Source organism: Steroidobacter sp. (genome assembly GCF_036406195.1).
Classification (GTDB): Bacteria; Pseudomonadota; Gammaproteobacteria; order Steroidobacterales; family Steroidobacteraceae; genus Steroidobacter.
Window position 1 is genome coordinate 89,982 of the sequence record NZ_DASWVW010000035.1, and the last position, 18,851, is coordinate 108,832.

General features: G+C 63.3%; 20 protein-coding genes. 11 read left to right on the forward strand and 9 right to left on the reverse strand.

The genetic code is table 11. The features are described 5' to 3' along the window. Positions 1-173 precede the first annotated feature (173 nt). A complete protein-coding gene (locus VGE08_RS16805) occupies positions 174-2,612 on the reverse strand; it encodes a protein kinase domain-containing protein (RefSeq protein WP_331069068.1) in 2,439 nt (812 codons plus the stop codon). A gap of 277 nt (positions 2,613-2,889) precedes the next feature. Between VGE08_RS16805 and apbC the strand changes: the two genes are divergently transcribed. Together apbC and dcd are read left to right on the forward strand one after the other, a co-directional pair. Next, complete coding sequence (gene apbC / locus VGE08_RS16810; protein WP_331069069.1) at positions 2,890-3,993, forward strand: iron-sulfur cluster carrier protein ApbC; 1,104 nt, start codon at positions 2,890-2,892, stop codon at positions 3,991-3,993. Positions 3,994-4,059: 66 nt separating this feature from the next. Beyond that, positions 4,060-4,635, forward strand: a complete 576-nt coding sequence (dcd, locus tag VGE08_RS16815) for a dCTP deaminase (protein WP_331069070.1) — start codon at positions 4,060-4,062, stop codon at positions 4,633-4,635. 41 nt (positions 4,636-4,676) lie between these two features. Here dcd and VGE08_RS16820 read toward each other — a convergent pair whose 3' ends face one another. From VGE08_RS16820 to purM, 3 genes are read right to left on the reverse strand one after another with little or no spacing between them, the layout of a single operon-like run. Beyond that, a complete protein-coding gene (locus tag VGE08_RS16820; RefSeq protein ID WP_331069071.1) occupies positions 4,677-5,408 on the reverse strand; it encodes a DUF3108 domain-containing protein in 732 nt (243 codons plus the stop codon). 11 nt (positions 5,409-5,419) lie between these two features. Then, positions 5,420-6,097 (reverse strand): phosphoribosylglycinamide formyltransferase, encoded by a 678-nt coding sequence (gene purN / locus VGE08_RS16825; RefSeq protein WP_331069072.1) that lies wholly within the window; start codon positions 6,095-6,097, stop codon positions 5,420-5,422. A gap of 25 nt (positions 6,098-6,122) precedes the next feature. Further along, entirely contained in the window at positions 6,123-7,157 is a 1,035-nt protein-coding gene (purM, locus tag VGE08_RS16830) for a phosphoribosylformylglycinamidine cyclo-ligase (RefSeq protein ID WP_331069073.1), read from the reverse strand. Between the two features lie 136 nt (positions 7,158-7,293). Between purM and VGE08_RS16835 the strand changes: the two genes are divergently transcribed. Genes VGE08_RS16835 through hda form a run of 3 tightly spaced genes read left to right on the forward strand, consistent with a single transcriptional unit; the run spans position 7,294 to position 9,613 of the window. Beyond that, positions 7,294-8,259: a DUF2066 domain-containing protein gene (locus tag VGE08_RS16835; RefSeq protein WP_331069074.1), complete on the forward strand. Its 966-nt coding sequence runs from the start codon at positions 7,294-7,296 to the stop codon at positions 8,257-8,259. Positions 8,260-8,315: 56 nt separating this feature from the next. Then, positions 8,316-8,876 carry a CDP-alcohol phosphatidyltransferase family protein gene (locus VGE08_RS16840; protein ID WP_331069075.1) on the forward strand — a complete coding sequence of 187 codons (561 nt, stop codon included), beginning with the start codon at positions 8,316-8,318 and terminating at the stop codon, positions 8,874-8,876. Further along, positions 8,876-9,613 carry a DnaA regulatory inactivator Hda gene (hda, locus tag VGE08_RS16845; RefSeq protein WP_331069076.1) on the forward strand — a complete coding sequence of 246 codons (738 nt, stop codon included), beginning with the start codon at positions 8,876-8,878 and terminating at the stop codon, positions 9,611-9,613. Before VGE08_RS16840 ends, hda begins: the two co-directional genes overlap by 1 nt. Here hda and VGE08_RS16850 read toward each other — a convergent pair. Next, the gene (locus tag VGE08_RS16850; protein ID WP_331069077.1) at positions 9,610-9,969 is read right to left on the reverse strand and encodes a DUF2069 domain-containing protein; all 360 of its coding nucleotides are present in this window, start codon (positions 9,967-9,969) and stop codon (positions 9,610-9,612) included. The two genes, hda and VGE08_RS16850, sit on opposite strands and share 4 nt — an antisense overlap. Next, positions 9,966-10,565, reverse strand: coding sequence for an NAD(P)H:quinone oxidoreductase (wrbA, locus tag VGE08_RS16855; RefSeq protein WP_331069078.1), 600 nt, complete (start codon positions 10,563-10,565; stop codon positions 9,966-9,968). Before wrbA ends, VGE08_RS16850 begins: the two co-directional genes overlap by 4 nt. Positions 10,566-10,765: 200 nt before the next feature. On the opposite strand from wrbA, the gene VGE08_RS16860 reads away from it, so the two are divergent. Continuing rightward, positions 10,766-11,035: a DUF4398 domain-containing protein gene (locus VGE08_RS16860; protein WP_331069079.1), complete on the forward strand. Its 270-nt coding sequence runs from the start codon at positions 10,766-10,768 to the stop codon at positions 11,033-11,035. Positions 11,036-11,095: 60 nt separating this feature from the next. Beyond that, positions 11,096-11,383: an acylphosphatase gene (locus tag VGE08_RS16865; RefSeq protein ID WP_331069080.1), complete on the forward strand. Its 288-nt coding sequence runs from the start codon at positions 11,096-11,098 to the stop codon at positions 11,381-11,383. Positions 11,384-11,555: 172 nt separating this feature from the next. Here the strand turns inward: VGE08_RS16865 and VGE08_RS16870 are convergent, their stop codons facing one another. Then, positions 11,556-12,137: a transglycosylase SLT domain-containing protein gene (locus tag VGE08_RS16870; protein ID WP_331069081.1), complete on the reverse strand. Its 582-nt coding sequence runs from the start codon at positions 12,135-12,137 to the stop codon at positions 11,556-11,558. 301 nt (positions 12,138-12,438) lie between these two features. On the opposite strand from VGE08_RS16870, the gene pssA reads away from it, so the two are divergent. From pssA to rimI, 3 genes are all read left to right on the forward strand, one after another. Continuing rightward, on the forward strand, positions 12,439-13,239 hold the full coding sequence (gene pssA, locus VGE08_RS16875; protein WP_331069082.1) for a CDP-diacylglycerol--serine O-phosphatidyltransferase: 801 nt from the start codon (positions 12,439-12,441) through the stop codon (positions 13,237-13,239). 77 nt (positions 13,240-13,316) lie between these two features. Then, on the forward strand, positions 13,317-14,153 hold the full coding sequence (locus VGE08_RS16880) for a uracil-DNA glycosylase (protein ID WP_331069083.1): 837 nt from the start codon (positions 13,317-13,319) through the stop codon (positions 14,151-14,153). Next, the gene (gene rimI / locus VGE08_RS16885) at positions 14,150-14,635 is read left to right on the forward strand and encodes a ribosomal protein S18-alanine N-acetyltransferase (protein ID WP_331069084.1); all 486 of its coding nucleotides are present in this window, start codon (positions 14,150-14,152) and stop codon (positions 14,633-14,635) included. Before VGE08_RS16880 ends, rimI begins: the two co-directional genes overlap by 4 nt. An 82-nt stretch (positions 14,636-14,717) precedes the next feature. Here rimI and VGE08_RS16890 read toward each other — a convergent pair whose 3' ends face one another. Both VGE08_RS16890 and VGE08_RS16895 read right to left on the reverse strand, forming a co-directional pair. Further along, positions 14,718-15,737, reverse strand: a complete 1,020-nt coding sequence (locus VGE08_RS16890; protein WP_331069085.1) for a U32 family peptidase — start codon at positions 15,735-15,737, stop codon at positions 14,718-14,720. After that, positions 15,734-16,603 (reverse strand): hypothetical protein, encoded by an 870-nt coding sequence (locus tag VGE08_RS16895; RefSeq protein WP_349258724.1) that lies wholly within the window; start codon positions 16,601-16,603, stop codon positions 15,734-15,736. The genes VGE08_RS16890 and VGE08_RS16895 overlap by 4 nt, the downstream gene beginning before the upstream one ends. Positions 16,604-17,236: 633 nt before the next feature. Here VGE08_RS16895 and VGE08_RS16900 point away from each other — a divergent pair. After that, a complete protein-coding gene (locus VGE08_RS16900) occupies positions 17,237-18,838 on the forward strand; it encodes a peptide chain release factor 3 (protein ID WP_331069087.1) in 1,602 nt (533 codons plus the stop codon). The last annotated feature ends 13 nt before the right edge of the window (positions 18,839-18,851 follow it).

The following is an 18,851-nucleotide window of genomic DNA, read 5'->3' on the forward strand; positions in this document are numbered from 1 at the left end:
ACGTTTACAGCGACGGAGATTCGCGGCGGCTGGAGCCTACCGTGTAAAGCCAGGCTGCCGCCACCCGGATTCTGACAGGCGGGGCTATCCGGGCGATCGGTGGTGAGGGAGTCTCAACCAGCCTGGTGGAGCGCAGTTCGGCGCGACTTCGCGCAAGATCGGCGCCGATCGGATCAGGTAAGCACTTTCTCCAGCGCCTGTCGCAGCTCTTCCATGCTCTGGAAGCGCTTGGTCTTGTCCACCGCCATGGCCTTGGAGACCAGGTCGGACAGCGCCTTGGGCAGCTGCGGGTTGACCTCGATGGCCGATTTCGCCTTGCCCTGGACGTGCTGGTACATGACCGACATGTGGTCGCCGCGGCTGTAGGGCGGCACGCCGGTAACCATCTCGTACAGGATCACGCCCACGCTGTAGATGTCGGCGCGGTCGTCGACCTTCTTGCCCAGGATCTGTTCGGGCGCCATGTACTTGGGCGAGCCGATGACATAGCCGGTCTTGGTGAGCTGGGTATCACCCTCCTTCTGCGCGGCGGCCACGCCGAAGTCCACGATCTTGAGCAGCCCTTCGTTGTTGATGAGGATGTTCGCCGGCTTCAAGTCGCGATGCACGATGCCGGCGTGGTGTGCGACGGTCATGCCGGTGCAGATGTCGATGCCGTATTGAATGGCGCGAGGCAACGGCAGTGGTTTCTCGTTGACGATCTCGCTACCCAGCGTGTGCGACGGAAAGTACTCCATCGAAATGGCGTAGTTGCCGCGCATGTACAGGAAGTCGTAGATGCGGATGACGTTCTTGTGCGTGATCTTGCGCGAGTAGCGCAGCTCGTGCACGAAACGTTTCATCATCTCTTCGTCCTGCGCCACGTTGGGATTCAGGAACTTCAGGATCAGCCGCTCCTCGACCACCGTGTCTTCCATGAGCAGCACGGTGCCGAACGCGCCCTTGCCGATCTTCTCGATGAACTTGTAGCGGCCCTCGACCACGTCGCCGGGCTTGAGCGTGCTGATATCGAGCTTGGCCGTGGCGGCCGCGGATTCTTCGACCTTCTTGAGGACCTGATCGACATCGCCGCGGTCGATGAGCAGCGTGCGTGCCGGTTCCGCCGAGCCGATCTTGCTGGCGCGCGCCGGTTCGGCGAGCGTGCGTCCCGATTTGAGGGCGGCAGCCACCGCAGTGCTCGAATAACGCAGATCGATGTCTTCGATGGCCCGAATCGCGGCGTGCTCGATGGTGGGATCGTTGGCGTTCGATCCTGCCGCTTGAATGTAGCTGCGCACCGCGTCGGCGCGCTTGTCGTCGGCGAGCCGGGCGAGGGCGTTGATGACCTCGACCTTGATCTCTTTCTCAGGCCGCTCCAGCAGGCCGACCAGCGATTCGATCACGCGTGTGTCACCGAGCTTACCGAGCGCGCGCGCCACGGTTGGCAGCGAGCGGGTGTTGTCGGTCTTCAGCAGCTCCAGCAGCGCGGGAACGGCCTTCTTGCTGCCGATTTCCGCCAGCGCATCGACCGCGCGCTCGCTGACCCACCAGTCCTTGTCCTTGGTGGCCTCGATCAGGAAGTTGATGGCGCGCTCGTCCTTGGTCTGGTTCAGGATCTCGATGGCGGCGCGGCGCACGTCCTCGTCTTCGTCGCGAATCAGCTCGATCACGGCATCCACGACCCGAGGACCGCCGATCTTGCCGAGCGCGTCGGCGGCGCGAGTGCGCACCCACCAGTCGTCGTCCTTGATGACGTGCAGCAGATGCTTGATGTCGTTGGCGGTGCCGAGATGGTTCAGCACCTCCACGCCGGCGCGGCGGGCGTATTCGTTTTCATCCTTGAGGACGTCGATGAGGTATTTCATCGTGTCCGGATCTTTGGCTCGGACCACGACGTCGATGGCGCGGTTGGCCACTTCCAGGTCCGGGTCGCGCAGCAGCTGGCAGATGGGCTCGATGTTGAGCGGACCATCCATCTTGGACAGCGCGTTCAGCGCGGCTTGCCGAATCATCTTGTTCGGGTCGCGCAGTTGCGTCTGGACGGCCTGCGACACCTCGGGCCGGTTGAAGCGCGACAGGATGTTGATGATGTGGATGCGCGCGGTCGAGTCCTTGCCTTCGATGCGGCTGATCAGCTCAGGCAGCGCCGCTTCGTCCGCGAGCTCGGCCACGATGCGGAATAGCGCGGCTTTTTCGTTGGCTTCCTGGCTGTAGGCGTGCTGCAGCAGGTCGCGCACTGTGAACCGGCCCTTCTGCGCGCCGATGACTTCGAGGAGCAGCGGCTTGGGCATGTCGTCGCGGCCGAGCAGCTCGATCAGCAGGTTGGCGCTGTAGTTGCGGCTGGCGGTCAGCGCCTGGCCGATGGCCGCGAGGGTGCGCGGGCTGCCCTCGGCCATGCCCTCGACCAGAATGGGAAAGCTCTTGTTGTCGATCAGCTGGCTCAGCACGTCGACATAGCAGGCCGTCTCCTTGCGATCGGCCACGGCCAGGGCATCGAGGATCTTGGGGATGGCGCCCGGGCCGATCTTGATGAGCTTCTGCAGCGCTTTCTGCGACTCGGGATGCAGCGGGTCCCCAATCCCGCGGATCTCGGCGATCAGGCGCTCGGCTCTGAGATCGGAAAAAAAACTCATCGAGTGTTCCGGTTATCCATTTCTTAGTGGCGCATCTTGGTGGCGCAGCTGCCGTGCGCGGCGAATATTGCCGCGCATTATGCCACGGCTGAAGTGCCCACTAGGTCCGGTCGGGCATTTCCTCTCGATTCGCTGTCTCTGCGCAGGGGCTGCGTCGACCCCTCGTCCCCCTGCGGGACGATCGGAAAAACCAGGCGCGGCGCGATCCGCTACAATTCGCGGCCACGTCCAACCTCCATGGGTCCGGACCTCCACGGCTGCCTGAACGTTCAATGCGATGAGCTCCGCCAACACGCCTCCCGAATCCGAGCTACGTCAGCTGCTGGGCAGCTACGTGGACCCTTATCTTGGCCTGACGCTCGACCGGGCGGGAACCCTCAAGGCAGTGCAGGTCAGCAACGGCAGCGCACACGTGAGTGTGGAGCTGGGCTTTCCAGCGGGGCGCTACGCCGCGCAGCTCGCGGCCGAATTGGAGCGGCTCGCCCGCTCGCTGCCCTGGATCACGCAAGTGAAGATCGATGTCGCCTGGCGCGTCGTATCTCATAGCGTGCAGAACAATCTCAAGCCCATTCAGGGCATCCGCAACATCATTGCCGTAGCGTCGGGCAAGGGTGGCGTTGGCAAGTCGACCACCGCGGCCAACCTGGCGTTGGGTCTGGCTCATGATGGTGCAGCCGTGGGGCTGCTGGATGCCGATATCTACGGGCCGAGCCAGCCGCAGATGATGGGCCTGAGCCAGGAGAAGCCCACCAGTCCCGACCAGCGGACCATGATTGCGCCCGAGGCCTATGGCATCAAGGTGATGTCCATCGGCTTCCTGGTGGATGTCGAGCAGCCCATGGTCTGGCGCGGGCCGATGGTGACCCAGGCGCTGGTGCAATTGCTCGAGACGACTCGCTGGGGCGAGCTGGATTATCTGATCGTGGACATGCCGCCCGGCACTGGCGATACGCAGCTGACGCTGTCACAGCGCGTGCCGGTGAGCGGCGCGGTGATCGTGACCACGCCGCAGGACATCGCGCTGCTGGATGCCCGCAAGGGGCTGCGAATGTTCGAGAAGGTGGCGGTGCCGGTGCTGGGCGTGGTCGAGAACATGAGCACGCATGTCTGCTCCAATTGCGGTTTCGAGGAGCACATCTTCGGCGCGGGCGGGGGGCAGCGCATGGCGCAACAATATGGTGTCGAGCTGCTGGCGCAATTGCCTCTGGATATTCGCATTCGCGAGCAGGTCGATGGCGGCCGGCCGACCGTGGTTGCCGAGCCCGACAGCAAGCTGGGCCAGGCTTATATCGATCTGGCGCGCCGGACGGCGGCGCGCCTGGTCGTGACCGGCTTGCAACCCACCGCCGCGTTCCCCAACATCTCGACCGAAGATACTTGAGCGGCGCTCGGGTTTACTCCGGCTCTTGTTTCATTACCCGTCATTCATCACTTCTCACATCTCCTAATGAGCATCAAATCCGATCGCTGGATCCGTCGCATGGCCGCCTCCGGGATGATCGAGCCGTTCGAAGCCGGGCAGGTCCGCACCGTCCGCAAGGATGGCGTGGAGGGCAAGATCATCTCGTACGGCACGTCGAGCTACGGCTACGACGTCCGCTGCGCGAACGAGTTCAAGATCTTCACCAACATCAATTCCACCATCGTGGACCCGAAGAACTTCGATTCGAAGAGCTTCGTGGATGTGACTTCGGAGGTTTGTATCATCCCGCCGAACTCTTTCGCGCTGGCCCGCACCGTCGAGTACTTCCGCATTCCGCGCAACGTGCTGACGATCTGCCTCGGCAAGTCCACCTACGCCCGCTGCGGCATCATCGTGAATGTCACGCCGCTGGAACCGGAATGGGAAGGCCACGTCACCCTGGAGTTCTCCAACACCACGACCCTGCCTGCCAAGATCTACGCGAACGAAGGCGTCGCGCAGATGCTGTTCCTGGAATCCGACGAGGTCTGTGAAACCTCATACAAGGACCGCGGCGGCAAATACCAAGGCCAGCAAGGCGTCACTCTGCCGCGCGCGTAAGCGCGATACGGTGAGCCGCCCGCGAGAGAATGCGCTGCGGCTTACTGGACCGACAGCAACGTCATGACCGTCTCGACCTTGCCTTTGCGCACCTGTTCGGCGCGGGCGGCGAGGTATTCCATCTTGGGGACCAGCCAGAAGCGGGACTGGCGGTTGGAGCCCTGGCGGGTGCTTTCGTAGAGGATGGTGTCGAGCTTGCCGAGCTTGGTGTCGATCGTGGCGGTGTCTTTTTTCTCGTAGCTGTAGCGTTTGATGCGGTTGTCATCGATGAGCGGGATGACACCGGGTTCCTGGCCGCGCAGCAGTGAAGTTACCACCTGGATCTGGATGGACAGTCGATCCTGCAGTCCGTCTTCCAGGGGCAGCTCGATCTTCTCGCCCTCGATTTCGCCGGTGGCGACCTGGTTGTTCCAATCAAACTGCAGTCGCCCGTCCCGGGCGGTGCTGGACTTGCCATCCTCCAGCTGCCATTGAATGGGCCGCACGCCGTCCGGACCGATTTCCATCACGCTGCGTTCCACTGCGGCGCTGCTGACGACGAACCGTGCGAGCAGCGATGGGTTTGCGGTGGTTTCGTAGATATAACGGCCGGTCGCTTCGTCGCGTGAGAGCTTGAACGTCAGCTGTCCGGCGCGCATGCCGCGATAGCTCACTTCATACGTGGCGGTGACGGGCTTGGGGAGAATGGCGTCGGACCTCGCGGCGGTTGCGAACGACAGCACCGCAAACAAACATGCGAATGAATATGTAGTCCACCGAGCCAGTCGCCGCATTCAGTACCTCGTCAGTCGTCCGCGGAAATGACTACTGGAGTATCCAACGGCCGGCCATCGAGCCAGGCTCGCTGCTCGCGCAGTTGCAAGCGCCCGCGCGCGAACCAGTCGATGGCTTGCGAATAGATCCTGTATTCCTGCTGCTGAACTCGCGCTGAAAGCGTGCTTTCGCTGTCATCCGGCCGTACTTTCACCTGCGCTTGAATAACGAGCGGCCCACCGTCAAGTTCCTCGGTGACGAAATGCACGCTGCAGCCGTGCAAAGCATCACCGGCCTCGAGTGCGCGCCGATGCGTGTGCAGGCCGCGATACAGCGGCAGCAGCGACGGATGAATGTTCAGGATGCGATCGGCGAAGGCGGCGATGAAGCCGGGGCTGAGAATTCGCATGAAGCCGGCGAGCACCACCAACTGCGGCTCGAAGCTCGCAACCAGCGCGGCGAGCGCCTGGTCGTAACTCGCTCGGTCCGGAAAGTCGCGCGCCGACAGCGAGCGAGTGGGAATGTTCATCGCTGCGGCCGTCGCAAGTCCCGCCGCCTCGGCCTTGTCGCTGATGACCGCGCGAATCTCGACCGGGACAGCACCGCTCGCCGCCTGCTGAGCGATCGCGTGCATATTGGTGCCGCGACCTGAAATCAGGATGACGATCGGAAGTTTCTGTTGCGGCGAGCCGCTGGCAGCGGAAGTCATCCTGATCTGGACTGCAGCAGGCGAGTTAACGGCGAATGACGACGCCGCCGTCGCCCCGGCGCACTTCGCCGATGACCACCGGCTTCTCGCCATGATCGGTGAGCGAGCGAATGGCCTTGTCGCAATGTTCGGCAGCGACGCACACCGTCATGCCGATGCCGCAGTTGAAGGTGCGATACATCTCCGCTTCGGGAATGCTGCCGGCCTTTTGCAGCCAGTCGAACACCGCCGGCAGTTGCCATGTCTGCGAGCTCAGCATCACTTCCAGGCCGTGCGGGAGAACGCGCGGAATGTTTTCAGTCAGGCCGCCACCAGTGATGTGAGCAAAGCTGTGTACCGGCACGACCTTGGTCAGTTCCAGCAACGGTTTGACGTAAATGCGAGTTGGCGCAAGCAGCGCGTCGTACAGCAGGCCGCCTTCGAGCTTCGTGGCGGTGGTGGCCTTGCTGGTCTTCAGCAGCTTGCGGATCAGCGAGTAGCCGTTCGAGTGCGGGCCCGAAGAGGGCAGGCCGATGATGACGTCGCCGGGGCGCGTGTTGCGGCCGTCGATGATGTGATCCTTCTCGACGATGCCGACGCAGAAACCGGCGAGGTCGTAGTCGCCATCCGCATACATTCCCGGCATTTCGGCAGTCTCGCCGCCGATCAACGCGGCGCCTGCCTGAACGCAGCCTTCGACGATGCCCTTGACCACCGTCTCGGCGACATCGACGCTGAGCTTGCCGGTGGCGTAGTAGTCCAGGAAGAACAAGGGCTCGGCGCCCTGCACCACGACGTCGTTGACACACATCGCGACCAGGTCGATGCCGATGGTGCCGTGCCGGCCGGTCTCGATGGCCAGGCGCAGCTTGGTGCCGACGCCGTCGGTGCCCGATACCAGCACCGGTTTCTTGTAGCGGTCCAGCGGAATTTCGAACAGCGCGCCGAAGCCGCCCAGGCCGCCCAGCACTTCGGGCCGCATCGAGCGCTTGACCGCCGGCTTGATGCGTTCGACCAGTTCGTCGCCGGCTTCGATGTCGACGCCAGCGTCCTTGTAGGTGATGGGCTCGGAGGGTTGCATGGGTCGGAATTATCGGACGGGGCTGAGGGCGGGAGTGGATGTGGGCTGTGTTATTTTACACGCCGTCGCGGCCGATGGGGCTGTGAAGCTTAACGGCCGCGATTCGCGTGTCTTTTTTAAAGGATGGGTAGGGCAGATGATCGGGACTAGGGCGTTGCTCCGCCGGCTGTCGTTGTGCGTGACCTGGATACTGGCCACGATCGCGACGCCCGTGGGCGCGGTCACGCTGAGCGACCTTTACGAGGCCGATCAGCCGGTCCTGAACAATGCGCGGGACGCTGCGTTCGTCGAAGCACTGAAGACCGTGGTGATCCGCGTCAGCGGCCAGCGCGATGCGCCGGAGCGCCTGGGGGCGGCTCTGAACGATCCACGCAAGTATGTCCAACGCTTCGGCTTTACCGTCGACAATGTGCTGCAAGTGGGGTTCGACAGTGTGTCGGTGGACCGCATGCTGCAGGAAGCCGGTCTGCCCATCTGGGGCCGCGAGCGGCCCGCCACGCTCGTGTTGCTGAACGTGATCGAGCCGGACGGTTACGCGCATTGGATCACCGGCGATCAGCCCAACGCGCAAAAGGACGTCCTCGGTAGAGCGGCCCGCGCGCGCGGTTTGCCGCTGAAGTGGCCGGCAGTCGATCCGCAGGGAATCGGCGAGTCGAACGCGCTCGAGGAAGCCGAGCGCTATGGCGCCAACGCGGCGCTGCTCGGTCGCGTACAAGGCGGCATGGTGCGGTGGACGCTGGTCACGGTGGACGGCGCTTCACAGATCAGCGGCGGCCTGGATGACGGGGTTCACATGGCGGCCGATACGTTTGCTCGCGTGTTCGCGGCGTCGGGTTCTTCGCTCGGCAACGTTCTCGTCGAGGTGTCGGGCATCGGCGATCTCGACGCCTATGCGAGCACGTTGAACTATCTGGAAGGCATGACGCTGGTGCGTTCCGTCGCGCTGGAACAAGTCTCGGGCGACACCATGCGCTTCAAGCTCGCCGTGCGCGGTGATGCGGCGACTTTGCGTCGCGCCATCGCGCTCGATAGCCGACTGGTCTCGCAGGACGACCAGACGGCACCGGCGGGCGAGCGGCTCACCTTCCGTTATCGCCCATAGACCATCGTCCTCGACCGAACCTAACGAACTTCAATCAGGCTCGATCCCGGCACGCCATGCGGCATATTCCCAATGCACTGTGCATTCTGCGCATGTTGCTGGTCGTGCCCATCGCATGGCTGCTGGGCATCGGCGAATACGGGCTCACGTTGTGGGTCTTCGCATTCGCGGGCCTCACTGATGGTCTCGACGGCTTTCTTGCCAAGCGCTGCGGCTGGAGGTCGGAGCTGGGCAAGATTCTCGATCCGCTGGCAGACAAGATCCTGCTGGTCAGCGTGTTCATCATCCTGGCCGTGCTCGACATCGTGCCGGTGTGGCTCGCGGCGACCGCGGTCCTGCGCGATGTCACGATCACCGCGGGAGCCATTACTTACAACGCCCTTTATGGGGACCCGCAGGGCAATCCCACCTTCATCAGCAAGATAAACACGCTGTGCCAGATCCTGTATCTGCTGCTCGCGGTCGCGGCGAAGGCTGGCGAGTGGACGCCAGATACAGCACTGCTGGTCCTCGGTGCGCTGGTGTTCGTGACCACCGTGGTGAGCGGCATCGATTACGTCCTGACTTACACGCGCAAGGCAATCGAGGCGAGCCGGCGCAAACGCGGCCTCGCGTGATGGTGCGTTCACCAGGACAACTGCCGCTCGGCATTCGTCTACCGGACAGCTCGGTATTCGAAAGTTATTTCGCCGGCCGCAACCAACCGGTGGTCGATGCCTTGCTCACGTTTCTCGCAATCGAAAGTCGTGCCTCGAAACAAACAGGCACGCCGACGTGCATCTGGATTCATGGCGCGCAGGGCACTGGCAAGACTCATTTGTTACAGGCTGTTTGCGCGCGAGCCAGCCGCGAAGGGCGCAGCGCTGCGTATCTGCCGCTGCCCGATGTGATCTCGCTTGGCGAAGAAGTGCTGGCGGGCTTTGGCGATCTGTCCGTCGTTTGCCTCGATGACGCGCAGGTGATCGCGGGGCGCGAGAATTGGGAGCGCGCCTTGTTTCGTTTGCATCAAGAGCTGCAGGAACGTGACGCGCGCTTGCTCGTCTCCGGTGCCACGCCGCCCGCCGCCCTACCGTTCAAGCTCCGCGATCTCGGCTCGCGCTTGAATGGCGGGTTGGTATTGACGCTGCAAGCGTTGGACGAACCCGAACAGATATCCGCGTTGCAGCTACGGGCTCAGCTGCGCGGCCTCGAGCTGCCCGACGAAACCGCGCAGTTCATGTTGAGGCGGTTGCCCCGAGACATGACTCACCTCTATGCCGTGCTCGATGAGCTCGATGCGGCGTCATTGATAGCGCAACGGCGGCTGACCGTGCCGTTCGTGAAGGAAGTGCTGGAGCGGCGCCTGGCCGATTAGCTCTGCTGACGCGTGACTCGCAGATACGCGATCAGCAACACGAACAACAAGAATGCGATCATGATGCAAAGCGCGGCCCATACTCGCTGCGACGGATTGGCGACAGCTTCGGTGATCCCTACCACCAGAAAAGGCGTGACCGCGAGCGTCATCCACGCATAGGTGCGCCGGTGACCCGCCAGCAGGCGGGGCAGTGCGACGAGCAAGGGCAATATCAGTACAACGATGAGCACGACATCGCCGACGCTCAGGCCCGTCCGGACACGCCAGATGATGAGACCCGCGATCAATGCACTGAGAGTGGACACGACCGCTATCCGGGCGCGCTGCGCCAGCACCTCGGCGGTGATGCTCATCGGGCGTTGCCGAGCCGGACTGCAAGCTCGGCGACTCGCTTGCCCAGCAGTGAGGCGAGCACACGTTCGTCATCCGTGAGCTTGCCCGGGGCGTTGGAACCTACAACATGACTGGCGCCATACGGCGAGCCGCCGGCGCGCGTCTGTGTCAGCGCCGGTTCCGTGTAAGGCAGCCCGACGATGTACATGCCGTGATGGATCAGCGGCATCATCATGCTCATCAAGGTGGTTTCCTGACCGCCGTGCATGGTCTGTGTGGACGTAAATACGCCGGCCGGTTTTCCAGCCAATGCGCCACTGGCCCACAACGCGCTGGTGCCGTCCAGAAAATACTTCAGCGGCGCGGCCATGTTGCCGAAGCGGGTGGGGCTGCCCATGACCAGGCCGTCGCACTCGCGCAGGTCGTCATGCGTGGCGAATGGCGGGCCTTCGCTCGGCACGGCGGGTTCTGGTTGCTCTATCACCGCCGTGACTTGCGGAACCGTGCGCAATCTGGCGCGCGCGCCGGGCACAGATTCGATGCCTCGGCAAACCTGTCGAGCCAGTTCGGCAGTGCTGCCTTTGCGTGAATAAAACAAAACCAGAATTTCAGCCATGCGCGCGGATGCTCCCAAAATCGATCGCTGCACGCGTCATGTGGGTGGAATGCAACGCGAGGCTCGCAGTCGAGGCGCTTGCATTGTATTCAGCGGCGCCTTGACGGTGTAGATTGCGATTGCTACGGTCGATTGAAAAAATCGCCATGGTAAGTCAGCTCGTCCTTCGTTGTTCCACTTTGCTCATGCTTGGAATGTGCATGGGGCTGGCCGCGTGCGCAGGCGCTCCCGTGCAGGAAATGAGCAATGCCCGGCAGGCCATCAAGGCCGCGCGCGATGCCGCCGGCTCTTCGGTCAGCGCACCGCCTTCGCTGGTTGAAGCCGAAGCCTTGTTGAACCGCGCCGAAGTCAGTCTGCAGCGGCGAGCCTACAAGCAGGCCCGCCGGGATGCGATTGCCGCCCGAGGCAAGGCCGCCGAAGCCCTCAGCTCGGCGCGCACCGCGGACGACCACGACGGCGGCGCCAGCTAAGCATTCTTCTCTCGCGCCTTGTCGATTTTCGTCCCCGCCCGCCTGGGTTAATCTCGCGCCATGTCGACCCTGATCGCGCGCCGTTGCTATGTTTCCGGCCGGGTACAAGGAGTGTTCTACCGCGCTTCCACCCGGCACAAGGCCACCGAGCTTGGCTGTTCCGGCTATGCGCGCAATCTGGCCGATGGGCGTGTGGAAGTGCTGGCGGTGGGTGAGCCCCAGGCAGTGCATTCCCTGCTCGAGTGGTTGTGGCAGGGCCCGCCCGCGGCGGAAGTGAAGCTCGTAGATGTGCTGGAGCTGTCGTTGGACGATCTCGGCGACGTGCCGGTAGGATTCGCGCAGCGTTAACCCCAATGGTGCTTAGTTAACCGTCTTTGTCGCAGCGGTTCGCGGATAGCGGATAGCGGATAGCGGTTACGGTTAGCCAGAAATGAGCTAAATCCTGGCCTCCGTTCTGCCCCAACCGCTAACCGCCAACCACTGCAGGGCGCTAACTAAGTGCCATTGGCGTCAACCCAAGTTAACGGTACTGCCAGCGATTGGCCAACCTGACCAGCACCAGGTCGGAGTAGTTGCGGCGCCCGACACTGCCGTTGTAGCGCGCCAGCGCCTTGGTGTAATCGCCTTTTTCCCGATCGAGGTAGAACTTCAGGATGGTGCAGCCCATGCGCACGTTCTGTGGAATGCGCACCAGCTCCTGATTGGTCATGCCCAGCTGATTGGGCCAGAACGGCATGACCTGCATCAGCCCCACGGCGCCGGCCGAGGACACGGCCCACCGGTCGAAACGGCTTTCCACGTCGATGACTGCCATGACCAGCCCCGGCGGCAACTGCAGGCGGCGCGCCTCGCAAAACACGTGGTGCAGGATCTCGCCGCGCTCTTTCTCGTCCTTGACCAGCTTGAGCAGCTTCGGCTCCATGGCCGCGAGCCAGACCTTCTTCTCGAATTCATCCTCGAAGCAGGGCGCTTCCTGGAGGGTTTTCTGCAGGAAGCGGCCGAGCGCCGGGTCTTGCTGGCGATCGGCGAGGGCGGGCAGGGCCATGAAGGCCATCATCAGCAGGAGCAGGCAGCCTGGTGCAGTCGCTGTTCTGTACGCCATGAGTCTGAACAGGTAGCTGAACGAAAGAGCTGAACCGTGTAGGTTGTGCGCGTTGCGGGCCGCACAATATCATGCGCGCCCGCGGCGGTAGATCGAGCTGCGTCACAGCCGGGATTCGCCATGAGGTCATGGCCGAGACTCATGCCCAAATGGAAGGGGTGGATCGGGAGCTGCAATGGCGGCAACCTCCCGGAACCTGGCGCGTGGCGACACATTCATCCTGCAGCGGCCGTCCTGCGATGGAAGCCACGCCGTTCGCATTCACTGGCCCAGAGTCCGAGCTAATCGTCCCAGCTAATTCATGAGCGCCGAATATCACAGCAGCGATCTTGACCCGGTGGAGGACTCCAACCAGCGGCCGGGCCGCGGCGTGTACTGGCTGCCCAATCTGTTCACCACCGGCACGCTGTTCGGCGGCTTCTACGCCATCGTCGCGGCCATCGACGGCAACTTCTCCAACGCCGGCATTGCCATTTTCGTGGCCATGCTGGCCGATGGCCTGGACGGACGGGTGGCCCGCTGGACCAACACCCAGAGCGATTTCGGCAAGGAGTACGACAGCATCTGCGACATGGTCGCCTTCGGCCTGGCGCCGGCCATCGTCGTGTACCAGTGGGGCATCGAGCGCATTTACGGCTACGGCACTTTCTGGGGGCGATTCGGCTGGCTGGCCTGCTTCTTTTACGCGGTAGCCGCGGCCCTGCGCCTGGCCCGTTTCAATGCGCGCGCCGCCGTGGCGGACAAGCGTTATTTCGAAGGCCTGCCGAGCCCGTCGGCCGCGGCCGCGGTGGCCAGCTTCATCTGGCTGGTCAGCGAGTTTCCAGTGACCGGCCTGCCGGCCCTGGCCCTGGCGTTCGCCATCACCATCTGTATCGGCGCGCTGATGGTCAGCAAGTTCTCCTATTGGAGCGGCAAGGAGCTGAACGTGCGGGGCCGCATTCCCTGGGTGTATGCGGCGCTGATTCCGTTGATCTACGTGGCAGTCTCGCTGGCGCCGGTGTCTCTGTTCACCTTGTTCGGGCTGTACGCGGCCTCCGCGCCGCTGCACTGGGTGTGGCGCAAGCTGACTCGCAGGAAGCGCGTCGCCGAGACGCCGACCTGACTGACGATTGCCGATGGTCTCGCCGGGCGGCTGCCGGTAAGCTTCCTCCATAACCATCCACACAGCATCGTCTCGCAATGGATTCCCGCCGCCTGGCCTACCTCAAGGCACTCGAGATCGACGTCTGGGAACGTCGAGACGGCAGCGCGCGCGCGGCGGTTGCCGAGGCGGTTCCGTCGCGGGCGGCCGACCCGGCGCCCATTCAGGCAACGCCCGAACCTGCGATGCAGTCGATGGCACCGGCAATGGCTCGTGCCAAGGCGCCGGCTGCCGAAGCCGACACTCCTCGTGCGCCGGTTCGAGAGCTGCCGGTCCGGGAATTGGATGAATCGGGCGTGGTGGGCCTGGGTTGGGACGAGCTTGCAACCGCGGTGCGTTCCTGCACGAAGTGCCCGCTACATGCCACACGCACCAACGGTGTATTCGGCGTCGGCGATCGGCGGGCCCGCTGGATGATCATCGGCGAGGCACCCGGCGTGGACGAGGATCGGCAAGGCGAGCCTTTCGTCGGGCGCGCCGGCCAGTTGCTCAATGCCATGTTGAAAGCCGTGGGCCTGAGCAGGGAACAGGTGTTCATCGCCAACATTCTGAAATCGCGGCCCCCCAACAATCGCGATCCGAAGCCCGAAGAAGTGCGTGCCTGCATTCCTTATCTGTACCGCCAGATCGAGCTGGTCGATCCGGCGCTGATCCTGTGCGTCGGGCGCATCGCCGCGCAAACCTTGTTGGATGTGGATACACCGATTGGGAAGTTGCGGGGCACGGTGCATAGAATCGCGACCAACCGCCCGATGGTGGTGACCTATCATCCGGCTTATCTGTTACGCAGTCCGGTGGAGAAACGCAAATCATGGGCCGATCTGTTATTGGCCATGCGTACCTTCGAGACGTTGCAAAGTGGGGCGATGGCGTGAGCGCCGAGATCGACCGCAGCGCGCTCTATCAAGCGGTCCGTTTCCGGCCGATGACGCTGGTCGACGTGCCCGCCGTGGTGACGGTCGAGCGAGCGTCGTACTTGTTTCCCTGGAGCGAGGGCGTGTTTCGCGACTGCGTGCGCGTCGGTTATCTGTGCCGCGTGGTCGAGCTCGAAGGACAGGTCGCCGGTTACGGCATCATGTCCTACGGCGCCGGCGAAGCGCACATACTGAATATTTGTATTCGCAACGACCTGCGCGGCATCGGTGTCGGCCGGCGCCTGATGGATTTCCTGCTGAGCCGCGCCAAGGAGGCGGAGATGCAGGACGTGTTCCTGGAAGTGCGCCCCTCCAACCCGGTGGCCATCAAGCTGTACGAGTCGCTGGGCTTCGTCAAAGTCGGCATTCGCAAGGCGTACTATCAGGCCGCGGGCGGCCGTGAAGACGCGCTGGTCTACAAGCGTGTGTTGAACGCGCCCTGAGTTTCGAGCCTGCCGCGGGCACGGCATGAGTCCTTGATGTGAGGGTGCTTCGCACCCGTGGTCGCCGTGTCGGGCTCAGTGTTTACTGATTTTCGACAAAGCTCGTTACTACCTCGGGGTAGTAGCACATGTAGCCGGTTGCGCAGTGCTCGGGCGAGGGGCGCAGGTTCCGGGCCAGCTCCGCGACCGCCCGCTCCGGCGCGCCGGCAGCTGCCGCCTCCACAATCTTTCGCACCATCTTGACGCTCGCGACCTTGCGAGCGGTGGACGCCTCGCGCCCGGCGATCTTCACAGCACTCACGCCGCCGCTCCGCAGGCGCGGCACTGCGCATAGCGCGCAAGGGCCGTAAGGCAGTCCATCCGGCGTGCTCGAGAACCCGCAGGAAAAGCGATACCACAGCCACTTCTGATACTCCCGATCCGTTTCCGCCGCCAGTCGCTGCAGCCGCGCGCTCAGGTCGCGCCCGTCGCGACGCCGATAGACGTAGTGATACTTGTCGAGACAGATCGGCCCGCCGAGCTGGTTCGGCAGGTGGATGGTGTTGCACACACCTTCCTCAAACACACACCCGTCGTTCAGCACGAACACTTCGATCTCGACATCCGGGACGTCCGCGGCGATCTCGACGGCTTCCTCGAGCATCACATCGCGCGGCAGGATCACCCGCGCGGCGCCGAGCTTCTGGTAGAACCTCACCGCGTTGGCATTGCGACAAGTCGCCACTGAGCTTACGTGGATGCGTGCGGAGGGCAGGCTCTCAGACACGGCCTGCATCAGGCCGAGATCACTGATGATCAGCGCGTCGCCGCCCATTTCGAGGAAGGCTGCCGCGATCTCGAGGGCTGCGGCCGTCTGATCAGCGGAGTACTGCTGCGCGTTCAAGGTGAGAGCCAGCGTACAGCCGTGTTCGTGCGCGGTGGCCACTGCGCACCGCAAGTCCTCGCTGCTGGCGAGATTGCCGGTTGGTCTTCGATTGGCGGTGGCCGCTCCAAACGCCTGCAGCCACTCTCTGGGGACGATGCCGCAGTACAGCTCGTTCGCGCCCGCCCGCGCCACTGCTTCGATATCCGGGATCCGGCTGATGGGGGCAACGATTTTCACAGCGGCTCCACCGGCGCGATCAACCTCGTGATGCGCCCGTCGGCAACTGCCGTGGCCACGGCATCGAGCATGCCTCGGGAGTGCTGACTCATAATCGTGTTGCCGAGCTGTACGGTGCGGTAGCTGTCGACCGCCGCCGGACGAGTCATCGTCGCTGAGACATGCAGGCATTCTTTGCGACACCGGCGTCCCGGCGCAAAGCGCTCGGGACCCTGCCGGGACATCGAGCCGATGCGGCACATCCGGCCCTTCGCGACCACCGCGAACGGCACGTGCACGCCGGCTGGCAGAGGCAGACGCGAGAAGGACTCGGCAGTCGCAAATGGCGGTACGTCGATCTCGAGGCGGCGGAATCCTGCCAGACGGAAGGTGCGCTGCAGGTGTTCGGAATCGAGGCTGTGGGCGCAGTGGGGCGCCCATTCGGTGCCCGGCAATCGCGGGTCCCGGATCATCTTGCAGAGCAGGCGACCGGCGACCAGCACGAGTGCGGGAAAGTGCTCGCGAGCGAAGTAGGCGACGCCCCAGTCGTTGACGATGACTTCCGTGCCATCAGGGAGCAGCGGCAGGAGATCGGCCAGCTGGCGTATTGCGCCCGGCGAGCTGATCGGCGTCAGAAGCGCAATCTGAAGCCCACGTCCCGTCGCGCAGTCGATGGCGGTCCGCACGGTCCGCCTCGAAGGCAGCAACTCCTCGCAGAGCTCGCTTCCGACGTAGAGATGAGTCGGTGAAAAGCCGGCGAGCCAATCGGCAAGCGGCGAATCGCCGAGAATCTTCCGCCAGCGACTGGCGCGCCGGTCGCGTGTCTCGGCGGTCCATTCCAAATCCCTCGGACGCAAGGCAGTGATTGCGAGCTCCGTCACTCCCATACTGAAGGATTCCTGAATGGTGGTAAGTCGGATCTTCCTTGAGCTTGGCAACGCGCTGTGCCGCCAGCGTAAGCGCTCAACAAAGTGAGATTTCCCAGATATGATTTGAATGTCACACGCTTGCGCGATTGTGACATCTCTAACTGGGGCGGCCACGTGGTTCGATCTTTTCGCCGACCGCAGCCGAAGTCAAGCTTGGCTGCCCTCGCCGGCAACGATTGCAGCTCACAACGATGGTTGCCACGTTGCGCTCGACGCTCGCCACGTTCGGCGAAAGCTACTGGCCTGCGCGGCAGCGGTGTCGGCCGGCGCCTGATGGATTTCCTGCTGAGCCGCGCCCAGGAGGCCGAGATGCAGGACGTGTTCCGGAAGTGCGCCCCTCCAACCCGGTGGCCATCAAGCTGCACGAGTCGCTGGGCTCCGTCAAAGTCGGCACTCGCATGTTGAACGCGCCCTGAGTTGAGCCTGCCGCGGGCACGGCATAAGTCCTTGATGTGATTGGGGGCTGCGCGCCCTCGGGTCAGCGAGCCGTCTGCTTTCCCGGTCATCGTGCCGACAGCGTTCTGGGCTATCATTCGCCCCCTTTTACTCGTGCAGGCGCGCACTGCCGGTGCGCTCAGAGGTTTCTTGACGATGGCGAATGGCCCCTTATCCGAGGAAATCGGCAGAAGAAGAACTTTTGCCATCATCAGCCATCCGGACGCGGGCAAGACCACGCTGACCGAAAAGCTGTTGCTGTTCGGCGGTGCCATTCAGCTGGCGGGCACGGTGAAGGGGCGCAAGGCCGCCCGGCATGCGACCTCGGACTGGATGGCGCTCGAACAGCAGCGCGGCATCTCGGTCACCTCCTCGGTCATGCAATTTCCCTACGAAGGCCGGATGGTCAACCTGCTCGACACGCCGGGCCACGAGGACTTTTCCGAGGACACCTACCGCACGCTGACCGCGGTGGATTCGGCGCTGATGGTGATCGACTGCGCCAAGGGCGTCGAGGAGCGCACCATCAAGCTGATGGAAGTGACCCGCCTGCGCGATACGCCCATCATGACCTTCATCAACAAGCTCGACCGCGAGGGCCGCGAGCCCATGGAGCTGTTGGACGAGATCGAGAAGGTGCTGAAGATTTCCTGTGCGCCCATCACCTGGCCCATCGGCATGGGGCACGATCTGCGGGGCATCTATCACCTGCTCGAAGATCGCATCTATGTCTATCAGGCCGGCGAGAAGGGGCGGGCGGGCACGCACGCGACCATCGACAAGCTCGATAGCGATGCGGCGACGGAGTTTCTCGGCGACCGGGCACAGGCATTCCGTGACGAAGTCGAGTTGGTGCGCGGTGCCGCGCCGGAGCTCGATACCAAGGAATATCTGGCCGCGCGACAGACGCCGGTGTTCTTCGGCTCGGCCATCAACAATTTCGGTGTGACGGAACTGCTGGCGTCGTTCGTGAGACATGCGCCGGGGCCGCAAGCTCGCGAGACCACCAGCCGCGTCGTGGAGCCGATGGAAGAAAAGCTCACCGGCTTCGTCTTCAAGATCCAGGCGAACATGGACCCGGGACATCGCGACCGCATCGCTTTCATGCGCATCTGCTCCGGCAAGTACACGCGTGGCATGCGCTTGTTCCATGTGCGGCTCGGCAAGGAAATGCGCATCAACGATGCGCTCACGTTCCTGGCCGCGGACCGTCAGCATACCGATGAAGCGTTCGCCGGCGACATTATTGGCTTGCACAATCATGGCACCATCAACATCGGCGACACCTTCACCGAAGGCGAATCGTTGATGTTCACCGGCATTCCCAACTTCGCGCCGGAAATGTTCCGTCGTGTGGTGTTGAAGGATCCGCTGCGCATGAAGGCGTTGCAGAAGGGGCTGGATCAGTTGTGCGAAGAGGGTGCGACCCAGGTGTTCCGGCCATTGCGCAACAACGATCTGATTCTCGGCGCGGTCGGCCAACTGCAGTTCGACGTGGTCGCCTTCCGCCTGCAGGATGAATATTCCGTGCAGGCCGCGTTCGACAACGTCAACGTGTACACCGCGCGCTGGGTGTACGGCAAGGATGCGAAGAAGCTGGAGGAATTCCGCGCCAAGGCTTATGAGAACCTGGCGATCGACCACTCCGGCGCACTGGTCTATCTCGCGCCGACGCGCGTCAATCTGCAACTCACCCTGGAACGCTGGCCGGATCTGGATTTTCGCGAGACGCGCGAACATCTGGCAGCCGCCGCGTAACGAACTCATCCGA

Bases quoted from the DNA above. Each gene is read 5' to 3' on its own strand.
- VGE08_RS16805 (WP_331069068.1), bottom strand. From the start codon at position 2,612: ATGAGTTTTTTTTCCGATCTCAGAGCCGAGCGCCTGATCGCCGAGATC.
- apbC (WP_331069069.1), top strand. From the start codon at position 2,890: ATGAGCTCCGCCAACACGCCTCCCGAATCCGAGCTACGTCAGCTGCTG.
- dcd (WP_331069070.1), top strand. From the start codon at position 4,060: ATGAGCATCAAATCCGATCGCTGGATCCGTCGCATGGCCGCCTCCGGG.
- VGE08_RS16820 (WP_331069071.1), bottom strand. From the start codon at position 5,408: ATGCGGCGACTGGCTCGGTGGACTACATATTCATTCGCATGTTTGTTT.
- purN (WP_331069072.1), bottom strand. From the start codon at position 6,097: ATGACTTCCGCTGCCAGCGGCTCGCCGCAACAGAAACTTCCGATCGTC.
- purM (WP_331069073.1), bottom strand. From the start codon at position 7,157: ATGCAACCCTCCGAGCCCATCACCTACAAGGACGCTGGCGTCGACATC.
- VGE08_RS16835 (WP_331069074.1), top strand. From the start codon at position 7,294: ATGATCGGGACTAGGGCGTTGCTCCGCCGGCTGTCGTTGTGCGTGACC.
- VGE08_RS16840 (WP_331069075.1), top strand. From the start codon at position 8,316: ATGCGGCATATTCCCAATGCACTGTGCATTCTGCGCATGTTGCTGGTC.
- hda (WP_331069076.1), top strand. From the start codon at position 8,876: ATGGTGCGTTCACCAGGACAACTGCCGCTCGGCATTCGTCTACCGGAC.
- VGE08_RS16850 (WP_331069077.1), bottom strand. From the start codon at position 9,969: ATGAGCATCACCGCCGAGGTGCTGGCGCAGCGCGCCCGGATAGCGGTC.
- wrbA (WP_331069078.1), bottom strand. From the start codon at position 10,565: ATGGCTGAAATTCTGGTTTTGTTTTATTCACGCAAAGGCAGCACTGCC.
- VGE08_RS16860 (WP_331069079.1), top strand. From the start codon at position 10,766: ATGGGGCTGGCCGCGTGCGCAGGCGCTCCCGTGCAGGAAATGAGCAAT.
- VGE08_RS16865 (WP_331069080.1), top strand. From the start codon at position 11,096: ATGTCGACCCTGATCGCGCGCCGTTGCTATGTTTCCGGCCGGGTACAA.
- VGE08_RS16870 (WP_331069081.1), bottom strand. From the start codon at position 12,137: ATGGCGTACAGAACAGCGACTGCACCAGGCTGCCTGCTCCTGCTGATG.
- pssA (WP_331069082.1), top strand. From the start codon at position 12,439: ATGAGCGCCGAATATCACAGCAGCGATCTTGACCCGGTGGAGGACTCC.
- VGE08_RS16880 (WP_331069083.1), top strand. From the start codon at position 13,317: ATGGATTCCCGCCGCCTGGCCTACCTCAAGGCACTCGAGATCGACGTC.
- VGE08_RS16895 (WP_349258724.1), bottom strand. From the start codon at position 16,603: ATGGGAGTGACGGAGCTCGCAATCACTGCCTTGCGTCCGAGGGATTTG.
- VGE08_RS16900 (WP_331069087.1), top strand. From the start codon at position 17,237: ATGGCGAATGGCCCCTTATCCGAGGAAATCGGCAGAAGAAGAACTTTT.